Origin of the sequence: Mucilaginibacter phenanthrenivorans (assembly GCF_024721155.1) — a bacterium.
In the GTDB taxonomy this organism is placed as follows: Bacteria; Bacteroidota; Bacteroidia; order Sphingobacteriales; family Sphingobacteriaceae; genus Mucilaginibacter; species Mucilaginibacter phenanthrenivorans.
The window spans coordinates 269,327-287,325 of sequence record NZ_JAHVAP010000006.1 but is presented as its reverse complement, the minus strand read 5'-3'; the positions used below and the strand labels follow the sequence as shown (position 1 = coordinate 287,325).

At 40.2% G+C, this 17,999-nt stretch carries 20 protein-coding genes; 4 read left to right on the top strand and 16 right to left on the bottom strand.

The annotated features are described in order from the left end of the window. The first annotated feature begins 12 nt into the window (after nt 1–12). Nucleotides 13–741, top strand: a complete 729-nt coding sequence (locus tag KXD93_RS16755) for a hypothetical protein (protein WP_258138433.1) — start codon at nt 13–15, stop codon at nt 739–741. 238 nt (nt 742–979) lie between these two features. Here the strand turns inward: KXD93_RS16755 and KXD93_RS16750 are convergent, their stop codons facing one another. The 3 genes from KXD93_RS16750 to KXD93_RS16740 all read right to left on the bottom strand — a co-directional run bounded on the left by KXD93_RS16750 (nt 980) and on the right by KXD93_RS16740 (nt 3,409). Then, nucleotides 980–1,843, bottom strand: coding sequence for a coiled-coil domain-containing protein (locus KXD93_RS16750; protein ID WP_258138432.1), 864 nt, complete (start codon nt 1,841–1,843; stop codon nt 980–982). A 761-nt stretch (nt 1,844–2,604) separates the two neighbouring features. Then, complete coding sequence (locus tag KXD93_RS16745) at nt 2,605–2,904, bottom strand: hypothetical protein (protein ID WP_258138431.1); 300 nt, start codon at nt 2,902–2,904, stop codon at nt 2,605–2,607. A 73-nt stretch (nt 2,905–2,977) separates the two neighbouring features. Next, nucleotides 2,978–3,409, bottom strand: a complete 432-nt coding sequence (locus KXD93_RS16740) for a hypothetical protein (RefSeq protein WP_258138429.1) — start codon at nt 3,407–3,409, stop codon at nt 2,978–2,980. An 86-nt stretch (nt 3,410–3,495) separates the two neighbouring features. On the opposite strand from KXD93_RS16740, the gene KXD93_RS16735 reads away from it, so the two are divergent. Next, the gene (locus tag KXD93_RS16735) at nt 3,496–4,854 is read left to right on the top strand and encodes a hypothetical protein (RefSeq protein WP_258138428.1); all 1,359 of its coding nucleotides are present in this window, start codon (nt 3,496–3,498) and stop codon (nt 4,852–4,854) included. A gap of 166 nt (nt 4,855–5,020) precedes the next feature. Here the strand turns inward: KXD93_RS16735 and KXD93_RS16730 are convergent, their stop codons facing one another. The 4 genes from KXD93_RS16730 to KXD93_RS16715 form a co-directional block, all read right to left on the bottom strand. Continuing rightward, nucleotides 5,021–5,593, bottom strand: coding sequence for a helix-turn-helix domain-containing protein (locus KXD93_RS16730; protein WP_258138426.1), 573 nt, complete (start codon nt 5,591–5,593; stop codon nt 5,021–5,023). After that, a complete protein-coding gene (locus KXD93_RS16725) occupies nt 5,568–5,750 on the bottom strand; it encodes a tweety family protein (RefSeq protein ID WP_258138424.1) in 183 nt (60 codons plus the stop codon). The genes KXD93_RS16730 and KXD93_RS16725 overlap by 26 nt, the downstream gene beginning before the upstream one ends. A 476-nt stretch (nt 5,751–6,226) precedes the next feature. Beyond that, nucleotides 6,227–6,775: a helix-turn-helix domain-containing protein gene (locus KXD93_RS16720; protein WP_258138423.1), complete on the bottom strand. Its 549-nt coding sequence runs from the start codon at nt 6,773–6,775 to the stop codon at nt 6,227–6,229. Next, the gene (locus tag KXD93_RS16715; RefSeq protein ID WP_258138422.1) at nt 6,750–8,411 is read right to left on the bottom strand and encodes a recombinase family protein; all 1,662 of its coding nucleotides are present in this window, start codon (nt 8,409–8,411) and stop codon (nt 6,750–6,752) included. The genes KXD93_RS16720 and KXD93_RS16715 overlap by 26 nt, the downstream gene beginning before the upstream one ends. Before the next feature lie 312 nt (nt 8,412–8,723). On the opposite strand from KXD93_RS16715, the gene KXD93_RS16710 reads away from it, so the two are divergent. Then, nucleotides 8,724–9,911, top strand: coding sequence for a type IV secretory system conjugative DNA transfer family protein (locus KXD93_RS16710; protein WP_258138421.1), 1,188 nt, complete (start codon nt 8,724–8,726; stop codon nt 9,909–9,911). A gap of 425 nt (nt 9,912–10,336) precedes the next feature. Further along, nucleotides 10,337–10,468 carry a hypothetical protein gene (locus tag KXD93_RS16705; RefSeq protein ID WP_258138420.1) on the top strand — a complete coding sequence of 44 codons (132 nt, stop codon included), beginning with the start codon at nt 10,337–10,339 and terminating at the stop codon, nt 10,466–10,468. On the opposite strand, the gene KXD93_RS16700 is transcribed toward KXD93_RS16705, so the two are convergent. The 9 genes from KXD93_RS16700 to KXD93_RS30635 form a co-directional block, all read right to left on the bottom strand. Continuing rightward, on the bottom strand, nt 10,434–10,991 hold the full coding sequence (locus KXD93_RS16700) for a hypothetical protein (protein ID WP_258138419.1): 558 nt from the start codon (nt 10,989–10,991) through the stop codon (nt 10,434–10,436). The two genes, KXD93_RS16705 and KXD93_RS16700, sit on opposite strands and share 35 nt — an antisense overlap. Nucleotides 10,992–10,993: 2 nt before the next feature. Beyond that, entirely contained in the window at nt 10,994–12,040 is a 1,047-nt protein-coding gene (locus tag KXD93_RS16695; protein WP_258138418.1) for a hypothetical protein, read from the bottom strand. Nucleotides 12,041–12,044: 4 nt separating this feature from the next. Next, the gene (locus tag KXD93_RS16690; protein ID WP_258138416.1) at nt 12,045–12,263 is read right to left on the bottom strand and encodes a hypothetical protein; all 219 of its coding nucleotides are present in this window, start codon (nt 12,261–12,263) and stop codon (nt 12,045–12,047) included. A 293-nt stretch (nt 12,264–12,556) separates the two neighbouring features. Continuing rightward, nucleotides 12,557–14,449: a hypothetical protein gene (locus tag KXD93_RS16685; protein ID WP_258138415.1), complete on the bottom strand. Its 1,893-nt coding sequence runs from the start codon at nt 14,447–14,449 to the stop codon at nt 12,557–12,559. Continuing rightward, nucleotides 14,419–15,087, bottom strand: coding sequence for a hypothetical protein (locus tag KXD93_RS16680; protein WP_258138414.1), 669 nt, complete (start codon nt 15,085–15,087; stop codon nt 14,419–14,421). The genes KXD93_RS16685 and KXD93_RS16680 overlap by 31 nt, the downstream gene beginning before the upstream one ends. Nucleotides 15,088–15,618: 531 nt before the next feature. Further along, nucleotides 15,619–15,864, bottom strand: coding sequence for a hypothetical protein (locus tag KXD93_RS16675; RefSeq protein WP_258138413.1), 246 nt, complete (start codon nt 15,862–15,864; stop codon nt 15,619–15,621). 117 nt (nt 15,865–15,981) lie between these two features. Then, complete coding sequence (locus KXD93_RS16670; protein WP_258138412.1) at nt 15,982–16,629, bottom strand: DNA/RNA non-specific endonuclease; 648 nt, start codon at nt 16,627–16,629, stop codon at nt 15,982–15,984. A gap of 74 nt (nt 16,630–16,703) precedes the next feature. Next, complete coding sequence (locus KXD93_RS16665; protein ID WP_258138410.1) at nt 16,704–17,252, bottom strand: hypothetical protein; 549 nt, start codon at nt 17,250–17,252, stop codon at nt 16,704–16,706. A 342-nt stretch (nt 17,253–17,594) separates the two neighbouring features. Further along, nucleotides 17,595–17,870: a DUF3892 domain-containing protein gene (locus tag KXD93_RS30635; protein WP_373417362.1), complete on the bottom strand. Its 276-nt coding sequence runs from the start codon at nt 17,868–17,870 to the stop codon at nt 17,595–17,597. Nucleotides 17,871–17,999 lie beyond the last annotated feature (129 nt).

Here is a 17,999-nt window from a genome sequence, read left to right as displayed (position 1 = left end):
AATCAAAGTAAAATGATGAGCATTCTATGTGACTTTTTAATACTTTTAAGTACCTTGATATTGGGTCTGCTAACGTTTAGCAAAGAAATTGCCCAAAAATTTAAACGCCCTTACCTTGATGAATTTGGGTTTAAAATTTTAATGTTAGTAGTTTGCGTAATAATTGGTGCATTAGCAACGAGACAAAAAGAACACATTAGTTCTAATGAAACCAAAGTTCAAGAAAAAAAAGTTGATTCACTTAAAAGTGAATTTATTGAAGAATTGAAAGGTGCAGATTTGCCAATTTTCACCGCATACGTATACCCTAAGACGCAAATATTGACATTTGTTTTGTCTAACAGACATCGATTACCCATTTATTCCCTGTCAGTTAATTTTATAGATTATTACGCGTATGCTAAGTCGAACAAATTAACATCTATTTCTAATGAAAGAGACTCCACATTTTTTTCATCGCTATTTATGAAGAATGAGTCGATATTAGTAATAAGTCCCAAACGCTATTATCATTTTTACTCTGCTGATATAGGTGATTCGAAATTGAGTTCATTTTTCTATAACATAAATGTTGCATGGAGAAATGGTCATTATAAATGTAAAGTTATCGTGGAAAAAAAGGATGGTCAATTTTTTATCAAATTAATTGAGTATAAGTATCAAGGTCAGAAATATGACCTGCAATCATTCCTAAAAAAGTTTTACCCTACGCTTGAATGGGATTGGAATAAAGATGATTAACTAATTAAAATCAGTAATTTGCTTCTCCTAACCGTAATAATATTAGTAAGAAAGCCCAGTACTTCATATTTGAGATTCCTTTCAAATTCTCCGAAAAGTTCGACTTTCGCTCGTTGCAAAAGCCTTAAACAAAACGCTGAGAACCCTTGTGTTTAGACAAAGCTTAGACTAATAAAGGACAGAAGCGATGATGGTTTAAGTCTGAAATAATAATATGTAATAAAGGCTCATTTTCTTATTAGTCCCAATTTCTCAGCCGATCTTCACCATCATAAATCCAGCTTTTTAATTTATCAATATAACTTTCTATATCACTAATTTTCTCCTTGCACTCATCCAGCCATCCGTCACATCTTTCCCTAAAGCTATCCGAATAGGCGCTTTCGAGTTTTTCCTCCAAATCATCTCGATGGAGTTCTTGTTTTGCTAGTGCATGTTCGGCCTTTTCAAGCTTTTCCCTGTTGTTCTCTATATTTTCAATTAAACTGTTTTTTGCCCTTTCCTTTCGCTCTTGTCGTTCTTCGTAGTCCTTTCTTCGATCCTCCTTGGCCTCATGTAGCTCTTGCGACCGATCTTTAAAATTAGTCCAAAACTCGTCGTGACTTTCCCTTATTTCCTTTATTTTGTTAAAAACTGTAGACTTGTCATCTCCCGTCATTTCGTGTTTGACTGATGAAAAGTACTTTCCCGCCTCATTTAATTTTTTCCCATTTTCAATCACTTCCGCCTTGATTACGTTTAATTCGGTGAAAAACATTTGTCGTAAGCCTTCCCTCAACTGCCAATATTCCAATCCTCCAAGCATATCAAATAGCATATCCTTGTGATTCCCTGACACGTGCTCAAATCTTTGATTTTTTTTGAGAAAAATTTCTTGTCTCAATTCAAAAAACTCTTGCCAGGCACTGTCCCGGTCTTGCCTTGTCGGGTAGCGGACTGACTTGAAATCTTCTTGAATTTCTTTCATCAAATCACCTATTGTTTCCCAAGAATTGACGATATGAGAGGTCAGAAGTGTGTACTTCAGACCGTTTACCTCCTCCCGTAGTTCGGAAATTTTATCGTTTAGTTTCTCATAGCCTTCTCGAAAAAAAGTGCTCATGTTTTAAAGTTTAAGGTTCAAATTATCGTCAAAAAAACCCGACATTGAAGTCGGGTATGTTTCCTATGTCCTCTACTGTTTGAAACATTAAGCAATAGAGGGCATTTCTGTTTCCCGTATCCAGCGACCGAAAGCATCGTCTTGCTGGGGGTAAATATTCATTTGTTCACATAATGATAGCAAACAATCAAGACTTTGTCAAGCATTAAAATTAAATATAAGACGCTAACGGTCATTCAGTACCGCTTATGTTTTTCTTGATATACAGAGGTTTAGCCGAAATAAGTTCATTGTATTTCTAGAATTCCTGATGCATTTTAATATGGAGCAGTAGGAGTGACAAATATTTTAGACTTCGGCCACTCCTTGTACTTTGATGGGCAGAGGTTTCCGGCATTTTGCTTTAAAATGTTCAGCAACAATGAATGACTTAGGGTTACCGAATTTTTATTCCTGTTCCTAAACTGCAATATAAATGTATAGATATCCGCCAATTGCAAAAAGCGGCTTAGATGGAATGAGTGAAATGAACGGATTCAAATAAGTTTTTTATGGTCCGTCCAAACCCAAACCAAACTCGGTGCCGGTGTCACGATACTTTGAAAGGTCAGTTGAAAACCTCTCTGACACTTTGTCGCTCTCGCGGTCGCCTATCAAAATGCCGATGGATTTATGTCCTCGAACAAAGTCGTTTACCTTTTCACAAAGAAACATAAAGGCAATATCGGCGGCGTTTTTCCCCGCAGCGAGCGAGTCGCAATTTATCTGAATGTCGATAGTCCGACCTCTTTCTTCGGTAGGATTTCAACGAACTTTGCCAAGATAGCTACCTTTTCGGCAGGATTAGTCATTCCTCTAAAGACTTTCTTACCATGGTAGATGTCTACTGCGTGGAACTCAGTGGCCGAAGATAGTTGGCTGTCGTCAAAAACTTCTAAGGCAATAGTGGTGATTTCTTTCTCAATGGCAAATGCGGTCGCTTCGTCTAAGCAAATTGCACCGATATGATAATACGGATTATCAGGCTGGCATTTGGACTCGTCAAAAAAGCCAAGTATCATAAATTATCACAATTGTCTTCTAAATTTAGCTACATAACACGGAGCAGAGTGAAAATCCTCAATAACATTTATACTATTTTTTACTAACCGGCGCTTTTGGCGTTGAGTCTGGCTTAGTTTTTTGATTTATGGCGTCAATAAGACTCTCCTGACGCTCTTTCTCTCTGTCTAGGAATTGGGTAATCTTTTTTTCAAAAACGACCATACACGGTTTAATCACTGGGTCAACAATTTGCTTAGTTTCGTTGTCGGGAAGACTTAAAATTCTTTCAAGTTCACTATTACTAAAACGCTCCACTAACTGTTCGGCTTTACACTGACAATTGTCTTCGTATAGTACTTTAAGACTGTCCATAGGGGTTATAAAACGTATTCTTGCAAAATCTCTGTCGATTTTTTCATTAACTGACAGTAAGCAGCCCCCTTTATATTCCTTGATTCTATCCTGTTTGGATGGTTGGCAACTAACGAGTATTACTATTACAAAAAGATACTTCTTTTTCATATCAACGAAAGGCATTTAGGAATCTAAATTTATTTAGATTTATTCGTATTTCCTTAACTATTTTATCATAATAAAAAAAGCGTTGCATGAACGAGTTTACAAATCGAGTCCAAATCAAGTTTGTTTTTATTTTATCGCTATTACTATGCTGTATTTCAGCAAATTCCATGAAACCGAAACCTGTATACTCAGATAGTCTCATACGGGTAACTCCTATAAAATTAGCTAAGCGTGGTGTAGATTCAAATTATGTTTTTTTGGGTATTAAAGATAGCACTTTAACCTTAGATCCAGTTAAGTCGTTGCATGCAATTATTCGTACAGATAATAATTATTCGTCTGTACCACACAGTATCGAAATAGGGGGAAGTCTCATAAAAGAAATTCAAATGAATAATTTTGAGATGCCGAGATTTATTCTAACTCTTAGTAGACTAAAAAGTATCAATTTCTTTCACGTCAGGGGCTATAATTTTGACTTAATGAAAGATACTGTTGAGTCGCACGATATGCATGAAATGATAATTCGTGACTACAACTTGTCCGAGTCTTCATTTAAGACTTTTACAGCAAGTTATAACCAAATAGCAAAGCTTCGAGTTGATTATAGCCATTTTTTAAATGAACTTGAATTTGATCATAGCCTTTTTCGAAAAGTATCGATAGCAAACTCAATTGTTGGCAAAATACAGTTCAGTGAAATCACAGTAACAGATGCCATGTCAATGAGCGATTGCAGTATACAAAAGGACAGTTATATTTCAGGAAACTTGGGAGCCAGTTTGTCGCTAGTAAATTTAACTTTCGACAATAATGTTACGTTGGATTTGAGAAATTGTCGTAAAATTAAAGGAAAAGTGAATTTATACGTGCTAAATGTTCCGATTGAAAATCTGCAAATCGATTGGAGAAATTTTAAACTTGATTCTACAACGAGGGCTGATTATACATCTTGCAAAGTTATTTACAAAAGGCTGTTGGAGAATTTCAGCAAACATTATCAAATCGAAAGTTATGAACTGGTGGATAAAGAGTATCAAAACTATCGATATCTTCATTTCAGTTTTTTGAAACTAGGGTGGGTCTTCGACAAGTTCATCTGGTTGTGGTGGGATTACGGTTATGGCGGCTGGCAGGTTATTTTATGGATGGTTTTATTACCCCTTTTATGGGCATTGATTACCTATAGAAGCTACGACAGTCTACACAAGCATGTTTACAAAATAGACAATTTTACACCATTTACAATCAGTCCACATCCTCACAATCCCCAAAGAACGTTTGGGAATGCTTTAATATATGTTTCGGTTATTTTTTTTACAGTAGGGGTGAAGTTAGATAAACTTAAATACGAAAGACGCCCCCTGTTACTGCTTTTTCTAGCTATTTATTTAAATGGATTATGCTGTATCTATTTTTTAATCAATTACTTGTTAAAAAGTTAAAAACTGCTGCCTAATTTTTTCAACGAGAATTCTTTATTTCGAGCTCCTCTACTTTTGTTTAAAGATCTATTCATTTTGCACGAGTGCGGACGCTCACAATTGTTTTTCGGTATGCTCTAAAATTGTGTGGGTATTTTATGTGTTCTCGTATTGGTTGATAGAATTCTTAGAATGCACGATCAACTGTAAGTCCTCCAAAAAGTTCGACATTTCGCGCGTTCCGTCTACCAAGCGCGCGAATTCCAAAGAAAACTCTGGTATTCCGCGCTTCTCTCATGTCATCATGATTTTTTCCGGAATAATTCAAGAATTGATTTGCGGGTGTAAGTAGACTTTCATTAAAAGCAGCCTTTTGCGTGACAGCCGCTTTCTTCTGCTTAGCAAACCCTCCAACCACCTTGTCGACTGGTACCCCATACAGGAGGGATAAGGTGACCAAGTGCTGCGTTGCAGGCACCGCTTCCCCGTTTTCCCAGGCGGAAAGCCGACTGGCACTGGCATGTCTTAAGGTGACCAAGTGCTGCGTTGCAGGCACCGCTTCCCCGTTTTCCCAGGCGGAAAGCCGACTGGCACTGGCATGTCCCAGATGCCCGAGCACTTCCTGCTGAGTGAACTTTCGTTTGAGCCGGTAGTGGCGGAGGTTGTTTGGGTATTTTGTGGTATTCGTCATGCCGCCATGGTACCAGGTATAATGCAAATGGCCAGTGGCAGTTTTATCGAAAGAACAGGTCAGCTTCATCGTCTTGCGTTATAGGTTCTTCGGGTGTGAGGATCTGCTGAAGCTCCAAAAGCTCGGAAACTATGGTGTCCCAGTATTCCTTTGAGCCTGCCAATTCATTCTTTTGTTGAAAAGGGTGGGTCGAGAGGGTGTTTTTTCCTAGGTACCTAGGGGGCACTATAGTAAAAAGGTGGGACAACCCCCTCTTTTACCTCACTTTCCCTTATACCATAAGGGTGAAAGGGTTATTGTGAACTTCCTGTTTGCAGGAAGTCAGCTTCCTGGTTTTCTGATAATGCAATACAAAAAAACCCTCTAAATGAGGGATTTTTTGTTGACAACCATAAAAATGTTGATATATATTCCTTATATGCATTTTTTGAACCTTTAAATTGCGTATTTATTACATATGAGAAAAAATAAAAGGCCTTTATAGAAAGACCTTTTACGGAAAACAATGGTGCGGCAGTATCATTGCTACAAACAGTAAGTGAAGCCGGGCACGGCTTTGTGAATGTTAACCCTTGAGGCTGATCCCCTCAGGGGTTTTTTGTAGATACGAAAACCAGTGTATTCGGATTTGTGAATATAAAGAATAATCTCTTAGCACTATATATCATATTAGTGTATCCAACAATACTCCCATGATTCTTGTTAATCCTTTGGACTTTTTTCCCTAAAATAAGCCGCCACGATGAACTCCGCATAGATGTCCAGCAGTTCTTCCATTGCCATGTCGTCGTGATTATTTCCGAAATAATGCAAGAACTGGCTTTCGAGCTTGGGCGAGCTTTCACCGGCAGAAACGGATTCTTTGATAGCGGCTTTCTGTCGCTGCTGTTTGGCAAATCCTCCCACCAACTTGTCGACCGGTACCCCATCCAGGAGGGATAAGGTGACCAAGTGCTGCGTTGCAGGCACCGCTTCCCCGTTTTCCCAGGCGGAAAGCCGACTGGCACTGGCATGTCTTAAGGTGACCAAGTGCTGCGTTGCAGGCACCGCTTCCCCGTTTTCCCAGGCGGAAAGCCGACTGGCACTGGCATGTCCCAGATGCCGCAATACTTCCTGCTGGGTGAACTTTCGTTTGAGCCGGTAGTGGCGGAGGTTGTTTGGGTATTTTGTGGTATTCATCATGCCGCCATGGTACCAGGTATAGTGCAAATGGCCAGTGGCAGTTTTATCGAAAGAACAGGTCAGCTTCATCGTCTTGCGTTATAGGTTCGGGCGCGAGGATCTGCTGAAGCTCCAAAAGCTCGGAAACTATTCCGTCCCAGTATTCCTTTGAGCCTGCCAATTCATTCTTTTGTTGAAAAGGGTGGGTCGAGACGGTGTTTTTTCCTAGATACCTAGAGGGCACTAACTGGGACAAAGTAGGCTCAAAATCATCTTTTAGCTTAAAAATCCTACATATTTTAGGTGTTCGAAAATTTAATCCATCAAAGACTAATCCATCAGGAAAGTCGAACACCTGCAATTTTTTCCTTATTTTAAAAGGGCTTTTTAACCATAGCTTTTGCGGCTCAGGCAGCACTTCGGCAGCGAATGCCAGCAATTCTGAAATGTTAAACATTACTTCCTTGCGATTTTTTAACAGGTCCTTTAAGTACTCAATTTCAGTTTGAAACTTTTGAGTTCTATGAGTGAGCATGTCCAAACTTATCCCCCCATTTGCCTGCAAGTCGATTAGTTTGTCTATTTGGTGGTTTATTTCCTCAATGCGGTTTTCAATTGTATGGCGTTCACTATGCTGATTTTTAATATTTTTTTCAAAATGCATTTCTAAATAATGCTTGATGATATTTAAGTGCTGAAAATCGAAAGTATACCGTCCCAAAAAAATCATAAACTTTTGCTCGAGTACTTCCTTGCGGACCGTTGATCCCGGACTTTGGAATGAATAATAGGGATACTTCAGCCGCTTTCCCTTTGACCAGTAGCCGGTTAGCTGCTTGCCGTCTTCGTTCACAACGAACCGGCGCAAGGGGAAATCAGGGTTTTCATGCTGATAGTATTTGACCTTTTTTGTCTTGCCTTTTAAGATATTTTGAACCTCGTCGAACAGTTCTTCGGAAACTATCGGGTCAAACGTGCCCTTAGAAGTAATTCCAAATTTTCTTATTAAACCTTTATACAGTGGGTTGCGAATTATATTAAAAAACTTAGACCTAGCGATGGGATTGCCCTTTCTTCCCACCAGGCCCTCCTTTATCAGAATCTGCCTGATTTCTTCAGAGGAATTGGTTCTATCGACAATCATTTCAAAGGCTTTTCTGACTAACGGCGCCAGGTCGTTTTGCACTATAGTCGACTTGCTGTTTACTTTCGCGTTGCTGTAGCCAACAGGAGCCATCCACACATACCGTCCCTCTTGCGCCGCCTCTTTCATTCCGCCGACGCTTCGTTCCGTTCTGACATCGTTGTCGAATTGACCAACATTGGCGATGATGTTTTCCATAAACCGGCCAGCCGGCGTGTCCTCAAAGAATTCCGTGGCTGATTTTATTTCTACGTTGAACCTTTTCAGTTTTACCCGAATGTAGCTGTAGTCGGCTAGGTTTCTAGAAATGCGGTCAACTTTATAGGCAATTACGGCGTCGACATTCCCCTTTTTCGTCGTGCAAAATGCCAGCAGCCGCTGCAATTCCTTTCTGTTTTGAGTTTTTGCGCTTTCGCCTTTTTCAATGAAGACCTCAACTACTTCATAACCATCTTTAGTGGCATATTCGCGGCAAATACGCTCTTGCGATACAAGGCTATTTCCCTCGTCAACCTGTTCTTTTGTCGACACTCGGCAGTAGATGACTGCCTTTTTAACTTTTGTCTCCGCCTCTTTTGTCATGAAAATACGCCTCAACGATTAATGCCGCCAGTGTGTCCAGTAAGATGTCTATTGGCGGTTCTTGGTTTCCAAAACCCAAAGCGGAGCCACGCGTAACGTCAGTGCTGCTAGGCAAAAGACTGCGTGGCTCCGCTTTGGATACGTTACTGATTCTTTTGCCTAGCGATTCCATCATATCATTACTCATATTACTTGTATAGAACTAGTATGAGGAATTTACTGGCATGGCATAAGTACCGCACAAGGCCGGGCTCACCCATCCTTTTACTCTAATTATTATTTCTTTAATAATTTCATACGATAGAGTGGTACATGCAACCCTATGACCACTCAAAACCATTCACCCCCATCGGCTATACAAACTGGAGAAACACCAACCGGCTCTTTGGCGTCAAACTCCAAGACCGATTTTCGCATATATACGCTATTGGAAAGACAGGTGTGGGAAAAACGACCCTGCTGTTAAATATGGCAATTGATGACATTTATAAGGGTTATGGAGTGTGCCTGGTTGAACCGCACGGAGACGCCAGCCTGAAGCTATTGGACGCCATTCCCGAACACCGGAAAAAAGACGTCATATACTTCGATCCTACTAGTGACGCCCACCGCACCGGCTTTAACCCGCTGTTAAACGTGCCGGAAGAATCGAGGCACTTGGTAGCGTCCGAGATCGTGCTTTCATTCAAGAAGATATGGGGCGATTCCTGGGGGCCGCGCCTAGAATATATTTTACGCTTTTCTATATTGACTCTTTTAGACTACCCCACCGCGACGCTCCTGGACATCCAGCCGCTGCTGCTGGACCAGGCGTTTAGGAACATGGTGTTACTATACACCGACAACGCAGTCATCCTGTCCTTTTGGCACAACGAGTACGACAAATACACCAACAGCTTCAGAACCGAGGCCATTATGCCGATTCTCAACAAGGCAGGCATATTCACCGCCAACAGGATCCTAAAGGATGTTGTCGGCCAGCAGGAGAGCATTTCCCTAGAAGAGATCATGGGCAAAGGTAAGATTCTGGTCTGCAACCTATCGAAAGGCAGTATTGGCGAGGATGTGTCACAAATCTTAGGAAGCCTTTTGACAAGCTGCATCCAAACCGCAGGCATGAGGAGAGCCATCATTACAGAGGAAGAACGAAAGCCCTTTATGGTTTTTATTGACGAATGCCATTCCTTTATCACAACCTCCTTTGCCACCATGATGAGCGAGGTTCGCAAGTATAATGTCGGCCTTTTCCTCACGCACCAATACCTGGAACAGTTGCCGGAAGAGGTTCGAAGCGGGATATTTGGAAACGTGGGAAGCATTATTTGCTTTCGCCTAGGAACGCAAGACGCAAAGCTTATGGCCGAGGAGTTTTATCCGACATTCACAGTTGACGACTTCATCAATCTGCCGAGGTTTAGCATTTACTTGAAGCTGCTGATCGACGGAGCGGGATGCAAGCCATTTAGTGCTATTGTAAAACAAGCCTATGCTTTAAAATAAGGCTCAATATATGAAAGTCTGAATTGTGGCTCTATATCGATTACGAGATCAAATCTTATGGGGTTTTGTTTGTATTATTCTTATTTTTGATTGCGTAGATTTCTAACCTGTCAGACGAGACTCAAAGAACTCTACCAAATGATTAGCAATCATTGCTCTAAACCTTAAACATATCTATAAACAGCGATGGCAAATACAATATATGACGAGGCGGGCTCCGCAACAAGTGTAAATAACAATAGAGACGAGGCTGAAAGGGTTAAAGCGGTCAAAAGCATTATTTTAATCGCTTTTGTTTTTGCTGCAATTAAATTCCTTTTCCTTGTTTACATACTATTGTTTTCACCCTGGGGCAGCTCTAAATGTCTATTGTATTAAAGTTGCCGTTATTGTTTTAATCTTATATTTGTTAATATAATTTCATTATGCCAGATAAAGAACCTGCCAAAATAGTGGCGGAAAAACAAAAAGAGTTGCCGCCATCAGCTGTTAAAACCCAGCAGATTACCGACAAGGTTCAGGTTAAAAACAATTCACACATAAAAGGTGTAAGGTAATAGCTAGGATCGGAGATAAGAATAGTCCCCACATGGTAATCTTGATGGCCTTAAGGTTTCTGCCGGACCTTGTTTTGTTGGAAAGATTGTTTTGACCTATTCGATATTTATAGTCACTGCATACTTGTAGCAATATGGGCAAATACTGATCATCGCCCTTAGTTTCATTGCTTATAAAGTTGTCGTTGATATAAGTTTCCGCAAGATTTCCTGGGATTCTGATCGTGTAAGGCCTTATGTTTAAAAATACGAATACCAATGCTGCTACTAGAAACAGGAATAAAATGGCGGCAGTCAGATAGAGCGAGCCTTTGGGCTTATCGACTAATGTAACCAGGTATGTCAACAACGCAAAAATGGCAGGGGTAAGCAAGGACAGGAGCTTATCCGCCCGGTCCTGGATGCTCTGGGCGGTTTTTACCGTCTCGGCAAGCTCCGTTTCAGTCTGATGGAGGGCGAGTTCTGCCGTTTTCGGTTCGATCTTATTCCACCACGTTACGTTTTTCGGCCATTCTTCTTCCATGATTACTTAAAAATATGCCTTATTTGATCAATAGACGGCAGCAGGTTCAGGAAGAAAAGCGCGATTATCCCGAAGACCAGCATTGTTATAAAACTTGACCAAAATGACTTCTCGTTTAGCTTTGATTGGGCATTCGCCTGAAAGGGGTTGGCGCAAATGGCGATTAGCAGTAAGCCGCTAATTAGCGAAAATAGGATGCCAAGCAGTTTATAACCCAGGCTTATTTTCAGGTACCAGGGAAATATAATCAGGAATAACAGCCCCAATAGCCCGATTGCTGAAATAAGGCTGAAAATGGCCTTTTTCTTTTTGTCGTTGTCTACCACTTGGATGTTGTACCGCAGGTTGAGGTTGATTATCCTGCTAAAGGGAATGATGAAGCAGTCTCCCGGTATGTCTTTGAACCTTTTCTCCGTTTCGGAATATTTCTGTGCGCCAGTCAAGTGTATGGTCTCAAGTTCTCCGGTCTTGGGGGAAATATTGTACTGGGTCAGAAAGCCCGAAACGAGCTTGTTCTTTTCAGTGGCGTCGTCAATGAGCATGTCCACCATGGTGGACAGCACCTTTCCCTTCTTCGAACCCTTGAAATCCCTCGTCGCCAGAATGTCCCCCCGGAAATAATAGTCCCATTGATTGGAAAACCTCAGCACGTTGAAATGCACGTCTATTTTGAAAAGCCGAACGATTTTGTGTAGGACCATTCCCGAAAACGCAGCCATGACTATAAACGAGACCAGATAGCCTAGAATATAAATCAGGTATTCATACAGAACGCTGGGCATCAAATCCTTTTTCAGGTCGGTATAGGCACCGTCAACGTACTTTTTTATGCTTAGGATTGTAAAACCGAATAGGTGGCTGTAGATCAGAAAGGTGATTATCTGCACGAAGACACCCCAAAATATACTCGTGATAAGCCGGTCAGCAAAAAGGCCAGCTCCAAATTGCTTTGTGAACTGGCCCTGATAATAAAACCGTTTGAAGATAACCCCGGGAACGATAAGCCACACAATAAATATGATGCTACTTATCGTAAACTGTGTTTCCAAGTTATTACGATACTAACGTGATCTTTTCATTGGTCGAAAGCGTAATAGTCTCCTCCTTGTCGCGAGTGTACTTCAGTCTTTCCACCGCCTCTACGTATTTCTTTTTGTCTTCCTCGTTAGAGAATATCTTTTTTGCTTCGGGGCTCATTACATCCATATCCGAATTGAAGTACGAGCCTAAGACATTTCCTAACGCCTGGCCTATGAGCTTAATTACTTCCATGATATATAGATTTAAAGAAAAATATAATGAATTATAAATAACAGTTGATTAGCAAAAATAGTACCATATACGGCCTTATTTCCTGCAATGTTGCATCAGTTAGTTTTTTAGTCAAACAAATATAGACATCTTTTTATGAAGCTGGCAACGGAATGCCTCAATAAATTTAAGTTAACTGAACTCTCAGCTATCCCGTTAACTGTAAACTGAAATAAATACCCAATCCCGCGCTTACTTTATCAGGAATTGTATTTTCTGAGTATTCTCGTTTTTGGTTTAGCAATGTGTGGATGTTATTTTGCAAAGTAGAAGCTCGTCCTCAATCCATATTCAGAAAAATTAGATAGCTCGTAGCCATTAGGATAAACACTGTAAAATACATCGAATGAAAATGGAAAATATTTTGCATCAGACGGAAAAATTCTTAGCAGTCCGCCGAACCCAAAACGTAGGTGGTAACCTCCCGGTGTAATTGGCTCGTTGGAATTAGGGGCTGGAAAATGATACGTTTCTCTACATAAATTTGAAAAATCAAAAGAAAACTGCAGAGCATTTTCGAAATTGAGCATGTTTACGTTCGCGTCCAACTTATAGTAAGGTTTTACTGGGGAGCTAAACGATTTAGTGGTTGCACTTCCAAAGGAACCTTCTACAGAGATGCCTTTAACGATTAGATAATCGACTCCGATTCCTATTAAATTAATGGAAGTGCCTTTGTCGCCGTTAAAATTTATCCCTGAGTAGTTCAAAAATGGACTTATTCTATTTTTTCTCCGGAATTGCAAATCAAAATTATAATCTGCACTATTATTGTTGTCGTACGTCTTTAAAACAAAGTGCGTTGTTGACGGGATAGGTATATTGTCCAAGGCATCTAGTTTGCCGAAAAGACTGAATTTATTATAAAATTCAGGGTGTGGCCCCACGTAAGTATGGGTTGAGTCATTTCGAAAAATGAACACCGTAGACGGTATCTGCTGCTGAAAAAAATCAAAACGACCAATAATCGGAATCTGTATCTCCCCAATACTATACCGCATATTGGTTGTGTCATAATGCGTTACTGAAAAATTTAAATGTGATAGTGAACTAACAACCTGGATATTGTTAACCAGATTAACCCAATTTTTATCGACATCGATTGTTGTATGTCTTGATATAGGTAAAAAAATATTAAAAAAATGAGAGTCGTCATTTGGAACGAACTTTTTTTGATATGTATAAAGTCGAATCCTCGACTTGGAGAAATCGTTACCAAGTTGTAAAAATAAATCCAATTGTGGCCTTTCTGATGCAATTATTAAACAAGTTGTATCTGCAGTATCCTGACCATCAGTTACAGTCAACTTAACGTGATACCTGTGCAATTCTTCTACATTAAAATTAACCGTTTGTGCAAATGCAGTAACGTCATTATTGGGACACTCTTCGCAAAGTAAATGCCATTGTAACTTTAAACTACCAGGAGAGGTATCTGGGGCATCTGCAGCACCCGCAAGTTCTATGTTTCCAATTGGAACATAAATTGAATCTTTAATAGGTTTATTATGGTATAAAATATAGGGCTTGGGTGGGGTATTCGCCTCAAAAATCACCTGATGTAAATTCATCCGAATGATTGACTGATAGTCATCGTTCTTGGGATCGATGGAAAACGAGATTGCTCTATGCTTGAGTGGATTGAGTTTTTTGAAATCAAAGACACCACTATCAAACATTTGATAAAGCGTAAACTCAATCCCTAAACTGCCGTTGTTTAGCGAATTGATTTTTACTAGCAAAAAATATTGAACATTCTTTATCTGCTCAAGTACCGAATTGTAGATAGCTAGAGACTGTTTTGATGGTTGTATCTTTTCGTCAGAATGGTCATTTTTATCGAACAGTTCGCCTTTTACCACAATTCGTTCACTTTCACTATATCCGGCTAATAAAAAATTTAAGCCCACTACAGTATGGAACATTTTGGCATTTGGGTTGCCCGCAACATTAAGACCTAATAAATCACGCTCTATAGCTGAAGCGAGATATTCATAATTTTCATTATCAATATCAAAAAGAATATTTTTTCCAGATGCAATCTTAATGTTCTTTGAATCGTCATTTTTACCTTGACCGAAAGTCGTACTGATTAAATACGTTGCAAAAAATATATTTAGCGATATGAAGAGTATTGATTTAGGCATTCTTTCAGTTTTTTACATATATATCCGATCTCGCCAATGACAAGGGAGTCTATATTTCTTCTTACTTGAGCTTTTACCACGTCTTCACGCAATTCAGGAACCCACGGCAAATGGCATTTTTCTATAATTATTTGGCCGCAACTACTATACACCGTTAATTTACCAGGTAAATATTCTGCTGATCCATTGGACTCGTTAGAAGCACCTGGCGGATAGGTAAACATCAACTTTACCGTATCTTTCGTGTTGTTCTTTAGGATCGCATTCAGATTTTTCGAAATCACTGAATTTAATTCTGAATAATTTGTTATAACTCTCAAAGGTATCTGTGAAATTACTGGGACATTTAATCTCCTTTTAGCGTCAGTATCTCTATTATTTATATTAACAGTTCCATTGTAGATATTTTGGACATTGTTAGAGTGATCGTCTTTTACTTTTGAAATTTTAGAAGTACTCGATTGTATATTCTGATCAGGTGTTTTTTTACAGGAAAGTTTATCCAAAGCCAGACCGCCAACAATAGTTATAAATAAACCAGTGCCGATTTGTCCAAGTAGCTTTAAACGAGCATTAGTAAAAAAACTTCTTTTAGAAGTTTTTTTGGATTTTGCTGTAGTATTTGATTGTTCTTCCAATGTTGTATAGACAGTAAATAGTACTGATTATCAGCCACAACATAAATCTACATGTAAAAGACTTATTTTGCAATAAAAGATATACATTTTGGATGATTGCCGTTGCATTAACAATAAATGCTGTATACGTTAGGCTAAGGAGCATTTTTTTCGCTAGTTTTTCCATAATACGTCTGAATTGTGACGATTACGGATTATCCTAGATTATTTTAAAAATACCCCCCAATCATCACAACTCACACATATTTGTAAATTTTTACCATTATACACTAGTGGTATAATTTGTCAAATACTAAAGTTCCATCTCAAAAAATCATAAAAAACTTTTCGTATAAATCATTCATAGCTTGTTAAAGTCTCTTTGTTTTTAGGGTTTTATCTTTTTGGGGTTCTCGGTTAAACTATACTTTTATTGTGAATCTAAGGGCAGGAAATAAGGCATTCTTCTCTCCCAAGCTTCACAAAAAGTATCGCCAGGTTTTCATCTGTATTTATATAAGCTTTCCAAGCACATATAAATACAGATCAGCTCTAATCCGCTCCGCGGGCTGAACCTGTCATTCCTTTTGTCGAAGCAAGGTCGCTCATCATAAAAGCTTCCCTTGTCTTTTGCAGCGCCTCGCGTTCGCTTCTGCACTGCAAAAGACAATCGCTTTTCTTGCATGGCTCGCCTGCTCTGTCGCAACAAGCTTCACTACCTAAAGCGCGTGCCATATGCCCGAGCGCTATCCACCGCCTTACATGCCACACTGCTATCGGTAGTTCGTGTCCAGACATTCCAGTCAGTCGCGCTGCTCCCTCTGTCTGGACTTGCTGCTCCGCTCGCGACAACACTCCGCGTTGTCTTCGGCGGCTCGCTGAACCTTTCGCTTGATGAATTTAATCCACCCGATGTCATATTCCGTTTAACTTCAAGTGTGTGGCCGTCCTGATGTCGGACACCCGCGCCTGGTAGAAGTCATAGTGATTGTGATCGACATCGTGAGTATTGGGGAACATGTACGCTTCAATGGTGTGATTGTATCTGATGATCTTCCAGCACGAATCAGGCACGGCAACCGGGCCCATCGTATCCTTGTGCCCGAAGCTTCCGCACCACACTTCCACCGTTCCGTAGAGCTCGACCATGTGCCGAGTGTGGTCTTCGAGATCGCCCCAGGTGTGTTCATTCAATTCCAAGGTCTGGGGCGTGATGTTGGAGAAGTAGTGGCACTCCTTCATTTGCTGCAAATTGCAGCTGTTGTCGGCAGCGTCCATGTTGTGACCCCGCTGGTAGCCTCCGGCATTATTTTCGTAAATGTTGCGCAGCCTGGTATAGTCGGCCAGGAGCGGGTCCGACCTAAAATAAGAATCAGAACGTTCCACCCGGCGCGGGGTATGCGGTTTGCACACGTCATTTGAGGTCACGATCCAATGCACTAATACGGGATAATGGAGGTTCTTGTCAAAGGTAGTGGTAAAGCGGGTGTGATGAATGCTAACAGTGTCTTGGGCGTGTGCAGTCCCGAGTAACAGCAGCATTCCTATGAGAATTCTTTTCATGATAAGTGCGGTTTGCTAAATATACGCACTTATTTACCTTATATACAATAGTTTATGATTTTTTATGCTGGTTTTTACAGTAACTTCCACAAAAAGGTATCAAGGAACTCCCGGCGGAACGTGTCGATGTCTATGGTGTCGTCATCTAAAGCGTGATAGACAGCGGCACGATCACCCCAATTGGTATCGGTGGCGGTGCCATCGCCGTGCTGCGGGATGTACAACTCATACATCGTCTGCATCAAGTTCTCGAAGCATTGGAGGACAACGGTGCGTTTTTTCTTGGATAGTCGTGGAACGTTTGCCGTGAAGTCGGTTAGGATTTGTTCGGTATACCCTTTAAAGCCGGATGAATTGTCAGTGCGCACATTTTCCCCCTCGTAGCGAAACAATGACATGGCATCGTCAGTTGGCCGAAATAACTTGTAATACGATCCTAAAATGGATTTCGTCGCCTCTACTATTACAAGGTTCTTTTCTATTCTTGATAATCCAACGCCCATGGGAACAAAAGTACAATTCTTATTGTACAGACTTTGGATGTCAAGAGCGGCAATAGCGTTAAACTGCAAAACGCCAAGTGATCGGCTTGGCGTTTTGTACAAGATGTGTGAATAAGCCAATTCAAGTAACTAATTAGCATACTCTTGAATCAGATGTTCTCATCAAAAGACTATTTCTTAAAATTTTTGTGAGTAGAAATGTGATGAGCTGCTCGTACTAATGTAAAACGTGGATGTGCTCCACAATGATTGCACGGGGGAAAGTGCTCACCGATAACGGCCGTTACCTCGTGTTCTTCTTTGTGAACAGTGTCATGAATTACTTTGTAAATACCTGATAACGGTACTTCATCTCCTGGTTTATATACTTCATTTGCCATAACGTAAAATTATTTTTGTAATTATTAATGTGTTAAATATCAAAAACCCCCTTGACAATAAACGTTGTCAAGGGGAATTGGCCTAGAATCTGTCCAGGCTTAGTAGGTTGTCAGTAGTGGTACTGTCCGGTTTCGTCCGTATGTACTCTTTCCCAGAACTGCTTTTCTGATGGATTACAGTAATGGTATAGCCCCGAATAGACACGTAATACTTCATGTCCATTTTTAAATATGAGACTACCTGAGCCACGGTTTCTGTGAATGAACCTCCACTGTCGCCGACCCCTTTCACATCGGTAATATGTTCTTCTGCATAGCCACCCGATGATAGCCGTACATGCGTTATCTTGTATCCCATTTTCTATGAAATTTTGATTGTTAGCCATCTTGGTGATGTCCGGAATGAATGGCAATTCCTCGGGTGAGTATAGGTCGTTAATGCAATCTTAATTCAATTTGCGAATTAAAGTAACTTTAATAACTTTGT